The organism is Nocardia halotolerans, assembly GCF_042650145.1.
Classification (GTDB): Bacteria; Actinomycetota; Actinomycetes; order Mycobacteriales; family Mycobacteriaceae; genus Nocardia; species Nocardia halotolerans.
This window is the reverse complement of the sequence record NZ_JBHSDL010000014.1, coordinates 555,119-572,646: the sequence shown is the minus strand read 5'-3', so window position 1 is coordinate 572,646 and position 17,528 is coordinate 555,119. Positions and strand designations below refer to the sequence as shown.

The 17,528-nt window shown below is 68.9% G+C and carries 17 protein-coding genes, 1 tRNA gene and 1 pseudogene; 13 read left to right on the top strand and 6 right to left on the bottom strand.

The features are described 5' to 3' along the window. Positions 1-76 precede the first annotated feature (76 nt). Genes ACFO5K_RS13245 through ACFO5K_RS13220 form a run of 6 tightly spaced genes read left to right on the top strand, consistent with a single transcriptional unit; the run spans position 77 to position 5,302 of the window. Positions 77-1,492 (top strand): sensor histidine kinase, encoded by a 1,416-nt coding sequence (locus ACFO5K_RS13245; RefSeq protein WP_378561140.1) that lies wholly within the window; start codon positions 77-79, stop codon positions 1,490-1,492. Then, positions 1,489-1,899, top strand: coding sequence for a roadblock/LC7 domain-containing protein (locus ACFO5K_RS13240; RefSeq protein ID WP_378561138.1), 411 nt, complete (start codon positions 1,489-1,491; stop codon positions 1,897-1,899). Before ACFO5K_RS13245 ends, ACFO5K_RS13240 begins: the two co-directional genes overlap by 4 nt. Continuing rightward, the gene (locus ACFO5K_RS13235; RefSeq protein WP_378561135.1) at positions 1,896-2,240 is read left to right on the top strand and encodes a DUF742 domain-containing protein; all 345 of its coding nucleotides are present in this window, start codon (positions 1,896-1,898) and stop codon (positions 2,238-2,240) included. Before ACFO5K_RS13240 ends, ACFO5K_RS13235 begins: the two co-directional genes overlap by 4 nt. A 28-nt stretch (positions 2,241-2,268) precedes the next feature. Beyond that, on the top strand, positions 2,269-2,835 hold the full coding sequence (locus tag ACFO5K_RS13230; protein ID WP_378563797.1) for a GTP-binding protein: 567 nt from the start codon (positions 2,269-2,271) through the stop codon (positions 2,833-2,835). Then, complete coding sequence (locus ACFO5K_RS13225; RefSeq protein ID WP_378561132.1) at positions 2,832-4,085, top strand: cytochrome P450; 1,254 nt, start codon at positions 2,832-2,834, stop codon at positions 4,083-4,085. Before ACFO5K_RS13230 ends, ACFO5K_RS13225 begins: the two co-directional genes overlap by 4 nt. Next, positions 4,082-5,302 (top strand): cytochrome P450 family protein, encoded by a 1,221-nt coding sequence (locus ACFO5K_RS13220; protein ID WP_378561129.1) that lies wholly within the window; start codon positions 4,082-4,084, stop codon positions 5,300-5,302. Before ACFO5K_RS13225 ends, ACFO5K_RS13220 begins: the two co-directional genes overlap by 4 nt. Positions 5,303-5,359: 57 nt before the next feature. Here the strand turns inward: ACFO5K_RS13220 and ACFO5K_RS13215 are convergent, their stop codons facing one another. Together ACFO5K_RS13215 and ACFO5K_RS13210 are read right to left on the bottom strand one after the other, a co-directional pair. After that, entirely contained in the window at positions 5,360-6,505 is a 1,146-nt protein-coding gene (locus tag ACFO5K_RS13215; RefSeq protein ID WP_378561126.1) for an acyl-CoA dehydrogenase family protein, read from the bottom strand. Between the two features lie 128 nt (positions 6,506-6,633). After that, positions 6,634-6,706: transfer RNA gene (locus ACFO5K_RS13210), tRNA-Glu, on the bottom strand. Between the two features lie 145 nt (positions 6,707-6,851). Here ACFO5K_RS13210 and ACFO5K_RS13205 point away from each other — a divergent pair. Then, positions 6,852-7,805, top strand: a complete 954-nt coding sequence (locus ACFO5K_RS13205; protein ID WP_378561123.1) for a DNA polymerase domain-containing protein — start codon at positions 6,852-6,854, stop codon at positions 7,803-7,805. 23 nt (positions 7,806-7,828) lie between these two features. Here the strand turns inward: ACFO5K_RS13205 and ACFO5K_RS13200 are convergent, their stop codons facing one another. Continuing rightward, positions 7,829-8,389: a GlcG/HbpS family heme-binding protein gene (locus tag ACFO5K_RS13200; RefSeq protein ID WP_378561121.1), complete on the bottom strand. Its 561-nt coding sequence runs from the start codon at positions 8,387-8,389 to the stop codon at positions 7,829-7,831. Positions 8,390-8,611: 222 nt separating this feature from the next. Between ACFO5K_RS13200 and ACFO5K_RS13195 the strand changes: the two genes are divergently transcribed. Beyond that, positions 8,612-9,781 carry a sensor histidine kinase gene (locus ACFO5K_RS13195; protein WP_378561118.1) on the top strand — a complete coding sequence of 390 codons (1,170 nt, stop codon included), beginning with the start codon at positions 8,612-8,614 and terminating at the stop codon, positions 9,779-9,781. A 52-nt stretch (positions 9,782-9,833) separates the two neighbouring features. After that, positions 9,834-10,466, top strand: coding sequence for a response regulator (locus ACFO5K_RS13190; RefSeq protein WP_378561115.1), 633 nt, complete (start codon positions 9,834-9,836; stop codon positions 10,464-10,466). Positions 10,467-10,561: 95 nt separating this feature from the next. Here the strand turns inward: ACFO5K_RS13190 and ACFO5K_RS13185 are convergent, their stop codons facing one another. Both ACFO5K_RS13185 and ACFO5K_RS13180 read right to left on the bottom strand, forming a co-directional pair. Next, positions 10,562-11,380: an ABC transporter permease subunit gene (locus ACFO5K_RS13185; RefSeq protein ID WP_378561112.1), complete on the bottom strand. Its 819-nt coding sequence runs from the start codon at positions 11,378-11,380 to the stop codon at positions 10,562-10,564. Between the two features lie 20 nt (positions 11,381-11,400). Continuing rightward, complete coding sequence (locus tag ACFO5K_RS13180; RefSeq protein ID WP_378561109.1) at positions 11,401-12,318, bottom strand: ABC transporter ATP-binding protein; 918 nt, start codon at positions 12,316-12,318, stop codon at positions 11,401-11,403. A gap of 73 nt (positions 12,319-12,391) precedes the next feature. Between ACFO5K_RS13180 and ACFO5K_RS13175 the strand changes: the two genes are divergently transcribed. Beyond that, positions 12,392-12,862, top strand: coding sequence for a GbsR/MarR family transcriptional regulator (locus ACFO5K_RS13175; protein ID WP_378561106.1), 471 nt, complete (start codon positions 12,392-12,394; stop codon positions 12,860-12,862). Positions 12,863-13,183: 321 nt separating this feature from the next. Continuing rightward, a pseudogene (locus tag ACFO5K_RS13170) lies at positions 13,184-13,510 on the top strand (transglycosylase family protein); the annotation flags it as partial. 42 nt (positions 13,511-13,552) lie between these two features. Here ACFO5K_RS13170 and ACFO5K_RS13165 read toward each other — a convergent pair. Further along, a complete protein-coding gene (locus ACFO5K_RS13165; protein ID WP_378561103.1) occupies positions 13,553-14,806 on the bottom strand; it encodes a PucR family transcriptional regulator in 1,254 nt (417 codons plus the stop codon). A gap of 206 nt (positions 14,807-15,012) precedes the next feature. Between ACFO5K_RS13165 and ACFO5K_RS13160 the strand changes: the two genes are divergently transcribed. Next, on the top strand, positions 15,013-16,140 hold the full coding sequence (locus ACFO5K_RS13160) for an esterase/lipase family protein (protein ID WP_378561101.1): 1,128 nt from the start codon (positions 15,013-15,015) through the stop codon (positions 16,138-16,140). Further along, entirely contained in the window at positions 16,137-17,477 is a 1,341-nt protein-coding gene (locus ACFO5K_RS13155; protein ID WP_378561097.1) for a lipase family protein, read from the top strand. Before ACFO5K_RS13160 ends, ACFO5K_RS13155 begins: the two co-directional genes overlap by 4 nt. The last annotated feature ends 51 nt before the right edge of the window (positions 17,478-17,528 follow it).

Sequence of the window (17,528 nt, the reverse complement as noted above, 5' to 3'; positions counted from 1 at the left end):
TCGATATGCTGCCCTACGTTATCGAAACGGGCTGCGCTGCCGCGAGTTTGGCGCGAAGATTGGTGGGTGGGGGCCTGTGAGTTCTCCGGAGGCCGGACCGATGGTGTCCGCGCCGGTGGGGCTGCCCGTCGCAGCGGAAGACACCGCGGGACAGGCCGGCTATGTGGTGCTCGGCGCGGGAGTCGCCGTGGTGGTGATCGCCGCGGTCACCGCGTTCTTCGCCCCGCCCGAGATCGGCGTTCCGATTCTGACCGCCGCGGTGGCCGCCGCCCTGATCGGCTGCCCGGCCGTGTTCGTCGCGCTGCGGCAGCGCGCCCAGGCCCGCGTCCACGCCGCAGCGGCCGCTCGCATGGAACACCAGTTGGCCGCGACCGTCGCCGAGACGAATCAGCGGGTGGCCCGCGCCGACGAACACACCGCCACCTACGCGTGGGAAGCCCAGGAGAACGCCCGCCGTGGCGCCGCCGCGCTGGCCGCCTTCGCCGGGGCGGCGGGCCGCATCCAGGCGATGACCACCTCCATGCTGGCCGAACTGCGCGAGATGGAGCACCGCCACGCCGACCCGCGCGTGCTCACCGATCTGCTCCACATCGACCACCGCACCGCGCAGGCCGGACGGCTCGCCGACAGCATCGCGGTACTCAGTGGTGCCCGCACCGGCCGCCGCTGGGCCAAGCCGATCGCGATGGAGTCGATCCTGCGTGGCGCGATGGGCCGCGTGGCCGGTTATCAGCGGGTCCGGTTGCGGGCGGTCGCCGAGGTCGGCGTCGCCGGGCACGCCGCCGAAGGCATCATGCACACCCTGGCCGAACTGCTCGACAACGCCTGCAACTTCTCCCCGCCGACCACCGAGGTGCACGTCTACGCCGCCGAAGTGCCCGCCGGGGTGGTGATCACGATCGAGGACAGCGGGCTGGTGATGAGCGAATCGGCGTTGCGCCGTGCCGAGGCCGCCGTCACCGGACGCGATCACAAGGGCAAGGGCACCGACCTGGCCTCGCTCTCGGGTACCCGGCTGGGACTGGCCGTGGTGGGGCACCTGGCGCGCAAACACGACCTCACCGTGTCCTACCGGCCCTCGGCGATCGGCGGCACCGCCGTGGTCGTGGTGGTGCCACGCGAGCTCACCGCCCGCGCCGAACGACGCAGCCGCAGCGCCGCCCAGCCGACAGTGCAGCCGCTCGGCCAGTTCGGCGCCCCCACCCCGCGCACCGCCGGGCAACCCACCGACACCGCCGGTCGCGGCTGGGCCGAAACCATCGCCCGCCAGGTCCCGCCGCCCCAACAGCGCACCGCGGCCCCCGTCGCGCCCACTTCGCCGGCTCTGCCCAAGCGGCGCCGGGGCAGCACCCTGGCCGAAGTGCATCCGGAGGGGCTGCCCGCCGCGCCGGCCGCCGAACCTGCTCCGGCCGAGCCGTCCGGTCTCGGTGCCTTCCAGCGGTCCGCGCCCGGCCGTCGCACCCCGACATCCGAACCTTTGGAGGACCGATGACCACCGCCGCATCGACGAATCTCGGCTGGCTGCTCGAGAACCTGATCACCCGCACCCCCAAGGCGCGCCATGCCCTGCTGCTCTCCGGTGACGGTCTCAAGATCTGTCACACACCGGAACTCGATGTCGACCGCGCCGATCAGCTCGCCGCCATCGCCGCCGGCTTCCAGAGCCTGGCGCACGGGGCCTCCGTCGAATTCGGTGACGGGCGTGGCGGAGTGCGCCAGTCGATGACCGAGTTCTACGGCGGCATCCTGTTCGTGGTGGAGGCCGGACGCGGTGCGCATCTGGCCGTGATCGCCGCCGAGGACGCCGATGCCGGCCTGGTGGGCCACACCATGCACGAACTGGTCGAACAGCTCGGCGAGCATCTGGCCGCCCAGCCCCGGCGTGGAGTGCCGAGTTGACCAGGGCGGGCCGCGACGACGATCCCGACCGGTTCTACACCCTCACCGGTGGACGGGCCCCGGCCACCGACGACTTCGACCTGGTGACCCTGGTGGTCACCGAATCGGTGGCGAGTCCGGGGATGACTTCCGAACAGGTCGCGATCCTCGACATGTGCGCCGCGCCGACCGCGGTGGTGGAGATTGCCGCGGAACTGCGCCTGCCGGTTGGCGTGACCACTGTTGTGCTGTCGGATCTGCTCGCCGCGGGCAAGATCACCGTACGGCCACCGCTGTCGGCGGCGATGTCGCTGGACGCATCCACCCTCGAGAAGGTGCTCGTTGGACTTCGCAAGCTCTGAAGACGTACCCGAGCGGGCGCGAGCACCGCTGCACAGTACTGCCCGGCATGGTTTGAAGATCGTCGTCATCGGCGGATTCGGGGTCGGCAAAACGACATTGGTGCGGTCGGTGAGCGAGATCAGACCCCTCGACACCGAGGCCACCATGACCGATGTGGGTGCCGGGGTCGACGACACCAGTGGTGTGCCGGGCAAATCGACCACGACTGTCGCCTTCGACTTCGGCCGTATCACCCTCGACGACGAGCACGTGCTGTACCTGTTCGGAGCGCCTGGGCAGCAACGGTTCTGGTTCCTGTGGGACCGGCTGTTCGCGGGCGCGCTGGGCGCCATCGTGCTGGTGGACCAGCGCCGCATCGCCGACTCCTGGTACGCGATCGACCGGCTCGAACATCAGCGCACACCGTTCGTGGTGGCCTGCAACGACTTCGGTGACTCCCACGACCCGCAGGACGTGCGCGAGGCGCTCGACCTCGATCCGGCGGTGCCGCTGCTGATGTGTGACGCGCGCTCGCGCGATTCGAGCAAACAGGTGCTGATCGCTCTGGTCGAACACCTGTACTCCGCTGTCCCGCAGGGGGAGACTGTTTCATGAGCACACCGACCGGCGCGTGTCCGATCACCGGCGCAGTCCCGTTGAGCGGCCCCGAGTTCCACATCGAACCGCACGAGGTCTACCGCCGGATGCGCAGCGAGCACGGGCCGGTGGTTTCGGTGGAGCTGCCCGGTGGCTTCCCGGCATGGCTGATCATCGGCTACCGCGAACTGCATCAGGTGACCAGCGACCCGCTGCTGTTCCCGCGCGATGTGTCGCTGTGGAACCAGTGGGGCCGGGTGCCCGAGGACTGGCCGCTGCTGCCGATGGTCGGCCGGCCGATGCCCTCGATCTACTTCACCGCAGGCGCCGAACACCGCAGGCACCTGGCGATGGTGGAACCGGCCCTGGAAGCGGTGGACCACTTCGAATTGCGCCGGGCCTGTGAGGAACTCGCCGATCGTCTCGTCGACGGTTTCTGCGGCCGCGGCCACGCCGACCTGGTCGCCGAATTCGCCGAACCCCTGCCGGTGCTGGCGCTGGGCCGCATCCTCGGCCTGCCCGACCACGACGCCGCCGACCTCGCGCTGACCATGAAGACCCTCGCCGACGGCGGCGCCGACGCACACGCCGGACACGCGCGTTTCGGTGAGCACATGGCGCGGCTGGTCGCGGCCAAACGGGCCCGCCCCGCCGGTGACCTCGTGTCGCTGATGCTGGCCGACCCGGAACCGTTCACCGACGAGGAGTACATCAACGACCTGATGGCGATCGCCGCCGCAGGTCATCTCACCACCGCCGACTGGCTGGGCAGTTCGATGCGGCTGATGCTCACCGACGACCGGTTCGCCGCCGCGCTGGGTGGCGGCAGGCGCAGCGTCGGGCAGGCCATGAACGAGGTGCTCTGGGAAGAAGGGCCCACCTCGATCCTGGCCGGCCGGTGGGCCGCGCGCGACACCCGACTGGGCGAGCACACCATCCGGGCCGGTGACATGCTGCTGCTCGGCCTGGCCGCGGCCAACCTCGACCCGCACGTGCGCCAGTCCTTCGCCGACGGCGACACCGTGCCCACCGGCAACAGCGCCCACTTCGCGTTCAGCTACGGCGAATACCGGTGCCCGTTCCCGGCGCAGCAGATCGCCGAGATCATCGCCAGGACCGGGATCGAGGTGCTGCTCGACCGGCTCCCCGATGTCGACCTGGCCGTTCCCGTCGACCAGCTCACCCGGCGACCTTCGGCTTTCCTTCGGGGCATGACCGCACTGCCCGTCAGTTTCACACCAGTCAGACCTGTCGGAGGTTCTTCGTGAGTTCGCAATGCCCTATCGCCATCGACCCGATGGTCGGTGACCTCGCCGGGGAGACCGCCCGACTCCGTGCCGCCGGTCCGGTGACCAAGCTCGAACTGCTGGGCGTACCGGCCTGGACCGTCACCGATCACTCGATCGCCCGCCGGCTGCTGACCGACACCCGCCTGGTCAAGGACATCGACGAGTGGTCGCTGTGGTCCTCGGGTGTGGTGACCCGGCAGTGGCCGCTGATCGGCATGATCGATGCCGGACGTTCGATGTTCACCGTCGACGGTCCCGAGCACCGCAGGCTGCGCGCGAAGACCGCGCAGGCGCTGGCCCCGCGCCGGCTCGAAGAACTGCGCCCGGTGATCGAACGGCTCACCGCCGAACTGCTCGACGACCTCGCCGCCGCCGGTGCCGACGGCGCGGTGGTCGACCTCAAGCAGGTCTTCGCCTATCCGCTGCCGATGCGGGTGATCGGGGAGCTGATGGGGGTGGAGCGCGCCGACCACCCGCAGCTGCTCGAGTGGTACAAGGCTTTCTTCTCGGTGATGACCCCGCAGGACGAGCGCCTCGCCGTGATCGAGGCGATGGACGTGTACTTCACCGACCTGGTCCGCAAGAAGACCGCCGCCCCCGGTGACGACCTCACCTCGGCGTTCATCCTCGCCGACGAGGGTGGTGACCCGCTCACCGAGGAAGAGGTGATCGGCAACATCAAGGCTCTGGTCGCCGCCGGACACGAGACCACCATCGGGCTCATCGTCAACACGGTGCGTTCGTTGCTGGCCGAGCCGGAGCAGCTGGCGAAAGTACTTGCCGGGGAAGTGGACTGGAAGCAGGCCATCGAGGAGACGCTGCGCTGGGACAGCCCGGTCACCCACCTGCTGATGCGCTTCGCCACCGAGGACATCACCATCGGCGACACGGTGATCGAAAAGGGCGACGGTGTGGTGATGTCCTACCGGGCCATCGGCCGCGACACCGTCGTGCACGGGGAGACCGCCGACGACTTCGATGTGACCCGCGCGACGGCCAACCGCCACTTGGCTTTCGGCTACGGCCCGCACATCTGCCCCGGTGCCGCGCTGTCGCGGATGGAAGCCGCCATCGCGCTGCCCGCGCTGTTCGCCCGGTTCCCCGGCCTGCGCCTGGCCGTGCCCGACAGCGAACTCGGCAACCTGCCCGTGCTCACCCAGAACGATCTGGCGGCCTTCCCCGTCGTCCTGGGCTGAGGTGGCCGATCCGTCGCGCCCGGCGGACCACTTCGCCGGGCGCGACGGATCACCTTGCTACAGGCCCAGATCGCGGCCGATCAGTTCCTTCATGATCTCGTTGGAACCGGCCCAGATCTTGGTGACCCTGGCATCCATCCACGCGCGCGCGACCCGGTACTCGCGCATGTAGCCGTAGCCGCCGTGCAGCTGCACGCACGCGTCGAGTACGTCGTTCTGTACCTGCGCCGACCACCACTTCGCCTTGGCCGCGTCGACGGCCGAGAGCGCACCGTCGGCGTGCGCGGCCACGCCCTGGTCGACGAACGCCTGTGTCACTTCGATTTTCGTGACCAGCTCGGCGAAGAGGAACTTGTTGTACTGGAAGCTGCCGATCTGCTGCCCGAAGGCCTTGCGCTCCTTGGCGTACTGCAGCGTCTCGTCCAGGATCGCCGCGGCATGGGCGATATTGGAGATCGCGGCGCCGATGCGCTCCTGCGGCAACCGTTCCATCATCGCGATGAAACCGCGGTCCACCTCGCCGATCCGGTTGGCGTCGGGCACCCGCACGTTGTCGAAGAACAGTTCGGCGGTGTCGGATTCGGGCTGGCCCACCTTGTCGAGCTTGCGCCCGCGCGAGAATCCCGCCATCCCGTTCTCCACGGCGAACAGGGTGATGCCCTTGGCTTTCTTCTCCGGGCTGGTGCGGGCGGCCACGATCACCAGGTCGGCGTTGAAACCGTTGGTGATGAAGGTCTTGGAGCCGTTGATGATCCAGTCGTCGCCGTCGCGCACCGCGGTGGTCTTGAGCGCGGCCAGGTCCGAACCGCCCGAGGGTTCGGTCATGCCGATCGCGGTGATGAGCTCGCCGGTGCAGAACCGGGGCAGCCAGCGCCGCTTCTGCTCGTCGGTGGTCAGTTCCACCAGGTACGGCGCGCACACGTCGTAGTGGATGCCGAACGAGGAGGCCAGCGCCGCGCTCGCCTTGGCCAGTTCCTCGCCGAGCACCGCGTTGAACCGGTAGTCCCCGGCGTCGCTGCCACCGAACTCCTCCGGCACGCCCAGTCCGAGGTAGCCCAGTTCGCCTGCGGCCTGCCAGGTTTCCCGGTCGATGGCCCGCTGTTCGACGAACCGTTCGGCATGGGGTTCGATCGAACGTTTCACGAACTCGGCCACCGAGGCCCGGAAGGCTTCGTGGTCCTCGGTGTAGATGGTGCGCTTCATGGTGTCCTTTCCCTGACGTCGCCTGGGTACAGGATTTCGTACGGCGTATGAGGACGCAACCGCTGCGGGTGGTTCGCGCTCCGGACACGAAAAAACTCCCCGGTCATAGTGACCGAGGAGTTTCGCTGTAGCCCCGACGGGATTCGAACCCGCGCTACCGCCTTGAGAGGGCGGCGTCCTAGGCCGCTAGACGACGGGGCCAGAAGAACAGTTCACCAGGGCGAACCGCGCGGACAATACGATAGCCGACGACCGGGCAATCGACCAAAACGGGTCTACGCGGGCCCTCGAGCACCTGCGGACGTTGTGATTGACGCCAGGCTCGGGGACAGGGCAGTGTTGAGCGATGGCGGGAGGCGAGCTGCGTCACGGTGTCGAACTGTCCAACCTCGATCAGCGGTTGTTCGACGGCGCCGAGGCGACCAAGCGGGACCTGGTGGACTATCTGGAGTTCGCCGGTGAGCGGCTGCTCCGGGTACTGCGGGGCCGACCGCTGTCGGTGGTGCGGGTTCGCCCGGGACAGGAACCGTTCACCCAGAAGAACCTCCCGAAATACACACCCGAATGGGTGGCGCGGACAACGGTGTGGGCGCAGAGTTCACGGCGCGAGATCACCTACGCCCTCTGTGACGACCTGCCGACACTGATCTGGTTCGGCAATCAGCGCGCCGTCGAATATCACCCCACCCTGTTCCTGGCGGATTCCGCGCCCGAGCCCACCCACCTCGTGCTCGATCTCGATCCCGCACCGGGCCAGACCTTCGCCGACGCGGTAGCCGGTGCCCGGCTGATCCGGGCCGCACTGGCCGCCGACGGGCTCACGGGCGCGGTGAAGACCAGCGGGTCCAAAGGGTTGCACGTGTTCGTACCGGTGGTGGCGGGCATCGATGCCGAAGACGCCGCCGCGGCCACCCGGGCGATCGCGGCCCGCGCCGAACGCATCGATCCCGCGGTCGGCACCACCGCTTTCCTGCTCGAGGACCGCCACGGCAAGGTCTTCCTCGATGCCACCCGCGCCGGCGGCGCCACCGTGGCCGCGGCCTACAGCCCGCGCATCCGCCCGGGCACCACCGTGTCCTGCCCGCTGCGCTGGTCGGATCTCGACGACGTGACACCGGCCGACTTCACTGTGCGTACCGTCCCCGCCCTGCTCGGCGACAACGATCCCTGGCGGTCGGAAATGCCCGCCGCACAGGAACTTCCCCGCGACCTGGTCGAAGAGGGGCACACGATTCCGGTGGCCCGCGTGCAGGCCATGCACGAAGGCAAGCGCCGCGCACGGGCCCGCCGCGCCGAGTGAACCGCTCGGCTCGCGCCCGCTGATCAGCGGCCGAGGGCTGCCACGCCCGCCCGGGCGAACTTCTCGTCGAGGTCGCCGCTCGGGGCGCCCGCCACACCGATGCCCGCGATGGGTGCCTCACCCGCGCGCACCGGGGTGCCGCCGCCGAGGAACAGGGTGCCGTCGATGTCGGCGAGGTGCGGTGCGGACTCGAGGCGCTCGGCCAGTTCGCTGGTGGGGGCATTCCAGGAGACAGCGGTGAAGGCCTTCTGCTGGGCGGCGTCGTAGGACTGGGGTCCGGCGCCGTCACCGCGCAGGGTGACCACGACATTGCCGTTGCGGTCGACGACCGCGACACTGACCCGCTGGTTCTCCTTCGCGGCCGCGTCGAGCACGGTCCGGGCGGCATCGGTGGCGGCCGCGACCGACAGGTGGGTCGACTGGGTGAGCGCGGAATCGGCCACGTTGCTGATCACCGGGGTGCGGGTGGCCGGGTCCTGGTCCTGGGCCTGGACGGTGACCACGCCGACGACGCCCGCGCCGATCACCGCGGCGGTGGCACCGGCGACGGCGATGCGATTACGGATGCTGAATTCGGGGGACATGTGCTGCTCCTGATGTTTCCGGCCCGCCGGCACTGCACCGTGGCCTGGTGATATCCATCCTGTTCGCCGCCGAGCCCCGGCGAATCGGTGAGGTAGCGCGACTTCACGAACGAATCGGTTGATGCCCGTGTCAACCGATCGGATGACCCGCCACCGCCGCGCCAGGAGACAGAATGGGCGGGCAGACCCGCGGCGCCGGCCGCCGGGAACGAGGTGGAGGCGATGACCGGATTGCTCGGTGCTCAGCGCGACGACACACCTCTGCTCGCCGTCGTCGTCCACAGCGCCTTCTACGTGCTGCTCGCCGCCTCACTGATGCGGTGGCTGATCCGGCACGGTGACTCGTCGTCGACACCGGTGATCATCGTGTTCGCCGCACTGCTCGCGCTGTCGTACGCGATGAGCGAACTGCGGCAGTCGCATCGGTCGGCGTGGTTCGCGCTGCTGGTGACGGCCTGGTCGGTGCTGGTGGTGCTCGCGCCGAGCTTCGGTTGGTGCGCGGTGCCGCTGGTGTACACGGGTTTGCGGATTCTCTCGGAGCGCGTCGCGGTGATCTTGGTCGCCGCGCTGACGGTGCTGGTGGTGTGGAGTCAGGTCCGCCTGGCCGGGTGGCTCGACCCGAACCTCGTGCTCGCCCCGCCCGCGGTGGCCGCGGTGACCACCGCCCTGTTCGTGGCGATGCGCCGCCAGTCCGAGCGCCGGGCCGCGCTCATCGACGACCTCGTGCGGACCAGAGCGGAACTGGCGGCGACGGAGCGATGGGCGGGCACCCTGGCCGAACGGCAGCGCCTCGCGATGGAAATCCACGACACGCTGGCCCAGGGCCTGTCGAGCCAGCGGATGTTGCTCCAAGCCGCCGACCGGGTCTGGGACACCGATCCGCGACTGGCCCGCACGCATCTGCGCTCGGCCGCGGCCGTCGCCGAGCGCGACCTCGCCGAAGCCCGCCGCTTCGTGCACGACCTCGCGCCCGCCGACCTGGCCGCGGGCGGCTCACTGGCCGCGGCCCTGCGCGCCCTCGCCGAGCGCGAGAGCACCGACACGCTGAGCGTGCGCTGTCATATCGAAGGCAGTGCCGGGCCGCTCACTCAGCGGGTGCAGGCCACCCTGCTGCGCATCGCCCAGGGCGCACTGGCCAATGTGCGCGAACACGCGGCGGCCACCACCGCCACCATCACCTTGACCAGCCTCGACGACCAGATCGTGCTCGACATCGCCGACGACGGCCGCGGTTTCGACCCGGATGCGCAGACCGACCGTGCCGAGTTCCGCGGACACGGCCTGCCCGCGATCCGTGCGCGGGCACGTCAGCTCGGAGGCACCTGCACCGTCGAATCCGCGCCCGGCGACGGCACAGTCGTTTCCGTCGTCGTCCCGCTCGCCGAGTCCTGAGCCGGTGATCGACTCGGCGTCTGTCGTCGTCGCCCGCACTAATATCGGAGCCGTGACCACCACTGTGCGCCTGCTGATCTGTGACGATCACGCGGTAGTGCGCGCGGGGCTGCGCGCGTTGCTGTCGAGCGCACCCGATATCGATGTCGTCGCCGAGGCCGCCGACGGGCCCACCGCGGTGGCGCTGGCCGGAAACCTGCACCCCGACGTGGTCCTGATGGACCTGCAGCTCGGTGGCGACATGGACGGCATCGAGGCCACCCGGCTGATCACCGCCACTGCCGCGCCGGCCCCGCACGTACTGGTGCTGACCACCTACGACACCGACGCCGACATCACCCGCGCCATCGAAGCCGGCGCCACCGGCTACCTGCTCAAAGCCGAACAACCCGAGGAACTCTTCGCCGCCGTCCACGCCGCCGCCACGGGTCGCAGCGCCCTGTCGGCGCCGGTCGCCGCGCGGGTGCTGGCCAAGATGCGCAACCCGGGCCCCACCCTCACCGCTCGGGAGCTCGACATCCTCGGGCAGCTCGCCCAGGGCCTCGGCAACCGGGAGATCGCCCGGGCCCTGCACATCAGCGAAGCGACGGTGAAGACCCATCTCGGCCGGATCTACGACAAGCTCGGTGTGGACACCCGAGCCGCCGCCGTCGCGGTGGCCGGCGAACTGCGCCTGCTCGCCTGAGCGAGCCCGGAAACGGCGAAATCGTGCAATCGGGTCGCGGAATCAGAGCACTGATTCGCCGATTGCACGATCACGCCGGTTGGGTGCCGGGCTGTTCAGCCGAGGTCGCGGTGGTTGAACCGGTAGACACCCAGGGCGACCAGCACCGCCGACGCGACAGCGAGAACGGCGACACCGCCGAAGTCGATCCCGTTGCGCAGCGGCTCGCTGTCGATGTAGTAGTGGAACGGCGACAGGTATGCCGCCCAGTCGAGCCCGATCTGGCCGGCGAAGCTGTGCGCGGCCCAGCTGATCACACCGACCACCGCGGTGACCGCGAAGACGGTGCCGCGACGACCGGTGACGGCGCCGATCGCGGTGGCCAGCGCCCCGAAGCACACGATGAGCAGCATCAGGTGCACGCACTGGGCGGCGAACTGCCCGATGCCGACCGAACCGAGTTCGGCAGGACCGCGCAGGGCTAGCATGGCCAGCCACACCGTCACCCCGATCCCCGCGGCCGCGGCCACGAGTGCGGCGAAGCGCTGCAACAGCAGTGAGGTGCGGGTGAGCGGGTGAGCCATCAGCAGGTCGAGGGTGCCCGATTCCTCGTCGGCGGCCGAGACCCGCGCACCGACGGCGGCGCCGAAGAACATCGCGAGCAGCGGCACGACCAGTCCGAACACGGTGGAACTGAGGTAACCGGCCGCCGAGGCGACGTCGTTCATGTTCAGCGCGTCGCGCAAACCCTGGGGCAGGTTCTCGGCCTGGGCGGCGCCGCTGGCGGCCATCTGGGGGTAGAAGGCGGCGTAGAGTCCGGCGGCAGCGGTGATGCCTGCCGTCCAGCCGAGCAGTCCGCGGCGGGACGTGCGCAGGGTTTCGGTGCAGACGATGGTGTGGGTGGTGGCCGGCTGGGGTGTCACGGTGGCAGTCATCTCTGTATTCCTTTTGCAGCTCAGGCCGCGGTTTGCGGGGCGGCTTCGGCGGCGGCGTAGTGGCTGTGGAAGATCTCGTCGAGGTGCGGGTCGGCGGTGGTCAAGCTGGTCACGGTGTGCCGGGCGGCAGCTTTCACGAGCAGATCGGGGGTGCCCGAGAGCCCAGCGCGCAGCACGGTGCCGGTGGCGTCGAGCTGCGGGTCGAGCAGGCCGGGGACCGCACCGAACTCTTCGATCGTCACCGGTTCGGCGAAGGCGATCTCGATCTGGCGGATCGCGGCGGCGCGCAGGTCGGCGACGGTGTCGAGGGCCACCAGCGTCCCGTCGCGGAGGATGCCGACCCGATCGGCGACGGCTTCGACTTCGTCCATGATGTGGCTGGACATGAAGACCGTCTGCCCGTTGTTCGCGGCTTCGGTGACCAGCTCCAGGAAGGTCTGCTGTACCAGCGGGTCGAGCCCGGAGGTCGGTTCGTCCAGGATCAGCAGCTCGGGGTGGTGCATGAAGGCCTGCACCAGGCCCACCTTCTGCCGGTTGCCCTTGGACAGGCTCTTGATGGTGGCGCGGGTGTCGAGTCCCAGCCGTTCGGCGAGCTCGTCGATGCGTGTCTGCGGCACGCCGCCGCGCAGCGCGGCCAGGAAGCGCAGGCACTCGCGCACTTGCTGGCGCCCGTCGACCACGAAGTCACCGGCCAGGTAACCGATGCGCCGGCGGAGCTCGACGCCGTCGTGGCGGGGGTCCAGTCCGAGCACCGACGCCGTGCCGGAGGTGGGCCGGATCAGGTCGAGCAGCAGCCGGATGGTGGTCGACTTCCCCGCTCCGTTGGGGCCGAGGTAACCGAACACTTCGCCGGCCCGGACGTCGAGGGACAGTCCGGTGAGCCCGCGTTTGGTGCCGTAGGTCTTGGTGAGGTCTCGGATTTCGATGGCGTTGTGCATGCCTCGAAGATTATCAAACTTTCAGAGATCTGTGAAGCTTCAAAACTATCGAAGTTCCCGCTACGATGTTGGCATGGACTCTGACCAGCGACTACGTGATGCCGCCGAGCGGCTGGCCCTGACCTTCTCTCAGGGCGGTATGCAGAAGACGACGGCGCGGGTGATGACCGCGCTGCTCTACACCGAGCAGGAGACGATGACCGCCGCGGACCTGTGCGAGCGGCTGTCCATCAGTACCGGCGCGGTCTCGTCCGCGATCAAGCAACTGACCCAGTCGGGAATGGTGGAGCGGGTGCCCGCGCCGGGCAGTCGCCGCGAGCGCTACCGGTTTCCGCGCGGCGTATGGGCGAACCTGTTCTCCCAGCAGAACGAGATGCTCAAGATCATGAAGGCCGCCGCGCAGGAAGGTCTGGAAGTGGTCGCCGATGACACCGTCACTGCCGCGCGACTGCACGAGATGCAGGACTTCTACGGCTACATGGAACTCGAGATGCCGGCGATGCTGCAACGCTGGCATGCCCGAAATGACGGTTTGGAAACGTGACCCGGGTCGCATTCAAACCGTGATCCCACTCACATTACGGCCCTATAACGACAATGGTGTTATTACGGATTTGTCACGGCATACCAGCGGTGAACAGTGTTCCTTTGGACAATGGCCGCTACAGAACCGTCCGTGATCGGTACGTGATCTCGGCTGGCATTCCGGCTACATTCGGTCACGGCTTGAACAACAACCCGAGCCGAATCGAATCGAAGAACACCGGAAAGCCTGCTCCACGATTCGAGGATCCCCGACATCACCTGAGGGGCAGGGACGCGGTAGAACGAATACCGGGCCGGTGGGCGCAGGCAGGAAACCCATATGTCTTTCAATCGCAAGTTCACCACCCGTGCCCTCGGTCTCGCCGCTGTCGCCGGAGCCATGATCGCCGTTCCCGCCGGTCTGACCACCGCTACCGCTTCGGCGAACAACTGGGACGCCGTGGCACAGTGCGAGAGCAGCGGCAACTGGGGCATCAACACCGGTAACGGCTACTACGGTGGTCTCCAGTTCTCGCAGAGCACCTGGGAGGCCTACGGCGGCACCGGCTACGCGCACAACGCGAGCCGTGAAGAGCAGATCCGCGTGGCCGAGAACGTGCTGGCCGGACAGGGCCCCGGCGCCTGGCCGACCTGCGGCGCCTACCTCTAAAGAGCGCAGCCAGTAAGACTTTCCTTGTCGGGAAACGAATTACCCGCTATTCGATGCACACGTCGAATAGCGGGTTTTTTCGTGCAATCTGTGCACAGTGAGAGCGGCGCCCAACATACGTGAATCCGTCGGATCGGCCGGATCCAGGCCGGTGAGTTCGGCGATGCGGCGCAATCGATAGGTAAAAGTATTCGGGTGTACGTGAATTCGGCGCGCCGCGGTCTTGCGATCGGAACCGTAGCGCAGATGCGCCTCCAGAGCATCGATCAGATGCGGGCTGGACAGGAGCGGAATCACGCGCTGTGCCAGTCGTTCCCGGGCCGGTCCGGGCCGGGTGAGCTGATATTCGAGCAGTAGGTCGTCGAGCCGGTAACAACCGCCCGGCTTGCCGCGCAGCCGCGCCAGCTCGGTCAATTCACCCGCATCCCTGGCGGCTGCCGGAATGTCGTCGCGACCGACCCCGCTGAATTCGGCGAGATACACCGGCACCCCGAACTGCCGGGCGAGCGTGGCGGCGAGTTCGTCGAACCGCTCGGCGTCGAGGACGTCGGCGTCGGAACTGTTGCCGATCAACGCGATACCGCTGGTGCCGTCGAAGGTGGCGGGCGTGGTGGTGGCGGTGAGTTCGTCGAGGGCGCGTTGCAGCACCCGGATCCGGCGCCGGGTCACCATGTTGGCCGCGCTGCCGACGCGCGGTGGTTCGCTCAGGTGGATGGCCAGCACCGTGTACTGCTCGGCCAGCACGGTATCGGCGCGGGCGGCCAATTCCTCGGCGGGCAGCCCGCGCACCAGCGCCGAGCACAGTTCCCGCCGGGCTTCGCGTTCGGCGTGGTAGATCGACTGCTCGACCTCGGTGTAGGTTTCCACGACGGTCATGTTGATGTGGCGCAGCAGTTCGAGCAGCTTGGCGAACACCAGCACGAACTCGGTCATCTCGGTGGGCTCGGCCAGGGCCGCCGCCTCGGCCAGCAGGGCCTGCGCCGAGCCGTGGATCGCGTCGATCAGCATCGGCAGCGGCAACCGGTCTTCGGCGTGGCGCTCGGCCACCGGCCGGACGAACACCGCCACCTCGGCCTTGCTGAACTCCCGGTCGGCGGCGATCGCCTCCATCACCGCCCGCCCACAGGCATAGATCGTGGGGAGGACCTCGGCGGTGAAGTGGCCCGCGGGCAGCTCGGCGGGCGCGGTGGAGCCGAGACCGTCGGCGAGCATGCGCTCGGCGATCTGGGGCCAGCGCGCCAGCAGGCGAGCCGTCAGAACCTGGGTTTCGGAAACGGGGTGTTCGGCGAGCATCCCCCGATTGTGTCCGACGACATGGCTGTGGTGGACCTTCTGATCGAAAACGTGGAGAACTTGGCGCCCGAGACAACTTCGGCGCCGCTTTCTCGGTACACGGTGCAGTGACAGTGCTGTGTCGTGGGTCATAGATTCGTGGCACGCGTTCGAGCCGCCTGCTCGTCGACGCGGTTCTACGGAAGTGAATCCCTGTGACTGCAACGATGCATCCCCTTCGCCGTGCCCTGCTCGGGCTCGGCCTCGCCGTCGGTCTCACCGCGGCCTCGGGCCCGGCCACCGCCGAACCCACCCTGGAACCGACCATCGCCTCGCTGGCCGAATACCTCGACGCCGCCGCACCGGCCGCGCCCGACGGTCGCCACCCCACCGCCATCGCCGACACCGGCAGCAGCTCCGGGTCGGCCGCGGCCAGTATCGCCTCCGACACCATCGGGGAAGGCCCCGCCATGTCGGCCTACCTGCCGGCCTTCGCCTACGGGCTGACGCACCCCGATGCCGCACCGCCCGCAGCCAACCGCTGGGACTGTGAACCGACCGCGCAGCACCCGCGCCCGGTCGTACTGCTGCACGGCACCTGGCTCAATGCCTACGACACTTTCGCCCACCTCTCACCACGGCTGGCCGAGGCCGGGTACTGCGTGTTCACCCTGAACTTCGGCAGATCCTCGCTGGTGCAGTCCGGCGGCCTCGGCTCGGTCCTACCGGGCCGATACGGCGTCGGACCGATGGCCGACTCGTCGCGGCAGGTCGCCGGATTCATCGAACGGGTGCGGGCGGCGACGGGTGCGGAGCAGGTCGACATCATCGGCCATTCCCAGGGCGCAACGATCGCCAACCACTACCTGAAATTCGAAGGGGGACAGGGCAAGGTCGGCAAACTCGTCACCTTCGGCGGCACCCATCACGGCACGTCGCTGCTCGGCATCGCGACGCTGGGCCGCATGATCAACAACGCGGGCATCGACATTCTCGGCTTCTACCGGCCGATCATCGGCGTGGCCAATGTGGAACAGGCCGTCGGCTCGCCGTTCTACACCACCCTCAACGCCGGTGGTGACACCGTGCCAGGTGTCGACTACACGGTGGTCGGTTCCCGCTGGGACGAGGTGATGAACCCCCTCGAGCTGGGCTTCCTGACCGCGGGCCCCGGCGCGACCGTCGACAACATCACCCTGCAAGCCGGTTGCGAGCAGGACCTCTCCGACCACCTGACGATGATGTACTCACCGCGCGCCACCTCCATCGCGCTGCGTGCGCTGGACCCCGAGCACGGCCCCGAACTGGTGTGCGCGTTCAATCCGTGGTTCTTCGGTGGCGGTGGCAGCCTGTGATCGGCCTGCTCGACCGACCCGCCGGCCGGACCGCCACACCACCGCTGCCACCCGATGATCCCTTCTACACCGCGCCACCCGACGTCGAAACGCTCGCTCCGGGCACGGTGGTGCGGGCACGCCCGGTGGAGCTCGCCCTGTTCGGTGTGGTCGCCCAACGCGTCGCCGCGTGGCAACTGCTCTACCGCACTTGCGATCTCGACGGCCTCGCGGAGGTGACGGTGACCACGGTGCTGTTGCCGTGGGGCGCCGACCCGCGGGTGGCGCGTCCGCTGGTGTCGTTCCAGTGCGCCATCGACGCTGTCGCCCCGCGATGTTTCCCGTCTTACGCACTGCGTCGTGGTGCCAGCACCATCGGTTCGATCGCGCCGCTGGAACTGCCGATCATCGCGATGGCGCTGCGGCGGGGCTGGGCGGTGTCGGTGCCCGATCACGAGGGGCTCGGTGGCCGCTTCGGTGCGGCACGCGAACCCGGGTACCGGGCGCTGGACGGCATCCGAGCTGCCCTCGGCTTCGCGCCACTGGGCCTGAGCGCATCGACCCCGGTGGCGCTGTGGGGCTATTCGGGTGGCGGGCTGGCCACCGCGTGGGCGGCCGAGCTCGCCGGTGAGTACGCGCCGGAGCTCGACATCGTCGGCGCGGCGGCCGGTTCCCCGGTCGGTGATCCGGCCGCCGCGTTCGTCCGGCTCAACGGCGGCTGGTTCGCCGGTTTCCCCGCCGCGTTCGTGGCCGGGCTGCGCCGCGCCTACCCCGAGCTCGGTCCCGTGCTGGACGATCACTTCGACGCCGCCTACCGCGCGCTGCTCGGCGAGGCACAGCACCGCAGCACTTTCGCCCTGCTGCTGCGTTTCGCCCGCCGCGACGTCACGGCCCACCTACGCGACGGGGTGGCGGAGTTGCTCGCCGAGCCCGCGCTGCGCCGCATCCTCGCCGACGTCGAACCGGGCACCCGTGCCCCCTCCGCCCCGCTGCTGGTGCTGCAAGGCGTGCGCGACGAGGTGATCGCCGTGGCCGACATCGACGCCCTCGTCCGGCGCTACGAACAGGCCGGCGCCACTGTTCGGTACCTGCGCATCCGCCGCGGCTCGCATCTGCCCCTCGAATTCCTCGTCGTGCCCGTGGTGCTCGACTGGCTCGACGCCCGCTTCGCTGGACAGCGCGCACCGATGGGGACCACGACGGTCGGCTCGGTCGCCCGCATGCGCACGCATCTGGCCTTCCTGGAGCTGGGGCTGCGCATGTTGGCGGGCACGCCGATCAGCGGGCCGGTAGCGCACCATGATCGGGGCTATTCGACCGAAATGCCGGTTTCGGATAATTGCCGAGACATTGTGTAGCAGTGCCCCCGATTATCGGGGCAGCAGTCTTACCGGATTGCGTAACATAAT